The sequence below is a fragment of the Protofrankia coriariae genome (genome assembly GCF_001017755.1).
In the GTDB taxonomy this organism is placed as follows: domain Bacteria; phylum Actinomycetota; class Actinomycetes; order Frankiales; family Frankiaceae; genus Protofrankia; species Protofrankia coriariae.
In genome coordinates, this window is sequence record NZ_JWIO01000111.1 from 1 (window position 1) to 945 (window position 945).

A 945-nucleotide genomic window follows, 5' to 3' on the forward strand; every position below is an offset into this window, starting at 1 on the left:
GCCGCGTTGGCGGGAGAACTCGATGAAGGTGGCGGGGCTGGCCATGACGGTGGCGCCGCCGGCCAGAGCGAGGGTGATCTCGCCGCGGCGCAGGGCCTGGACGGCGAGGTGGACGGCGACGAGGGAGGAGGAGCAGGCGGTGTCGATGGTCAGGGCGGGGCCCTGCAGGCCGAGGGTGTAGGCGATCCGTCCGGAGGCGACGCTGCCGGCGCTGCCGGTGCCGAGGTAGCCCTCGAAACCGTCGGGCACCCGGCCCAGCAGCCGCAGTGCGTAGTCGTCGTACATGACGCCACGTCACCAGGTATCCCTCGAGGGACGCCGGCGCGCTGGGCGCCAGGTGCAGCCGGGCGCCGTAGTCGTCGTACATGACGCCGGCGAAGACGCCGGTGGGGGTGCCGGTGAGGGTGGTGGGGTCGATGCCGGCGTGTTCGAGGGCTTCCCAGGTGGTTTCGAGCAGGAGGCGTTGTTGGGGGTCGATGGCGAGGGCTTCGCGGGGGGAGATGCCGAAGAAGTCGGGGTCGAAGTCGCCGGCGTTGTGGAGGAAGCCGCCGTGGCGGGTGTAGGAGGTGCCGGGGTGGTCGGGGTCGGGGTGGTAGAGGTGGCCCAGGTCCCAGCCGCGGTTGGTGGGGAATTCGGTGATGGCGCTGACCCCGGAGTTGATCAGTTCCCAGAGTTCGGTGGGGGTGGTGACGCCGCCGGGGAACCGGCAGCCCGCTCCCACNACGATTGGGTCGTCGTCCGGCGCGGCGGAGGTGCCCGACGTGACGACCGCGGCGACCGTGGCGGCCGTGGCCGCTGTGTCGTCGGCCGCGGACAGGTGGTCACGTAGCAGGTACCCGGTGAGCGCCGTCGGCGTCGGGTAGTCGAAGATCAGCGCTGTCGGCAGGGTCAGCCCGGTCGCGGCGGCCAGCTTGTTGCGCAGCTCGACCGCGGTCAGCGAGTCGA

1 pseudogene is annotated in these 945 nt (G+C 71.9%); it reads right to left on the reverse strand.

Annotated elements, in window-relative coordinates:
* A pseudogene (locus tag FrCorBMG51_RS34310) lies at nt 1-945 on the reverse strand (acyl carrier protein); the annotation flags it as partial.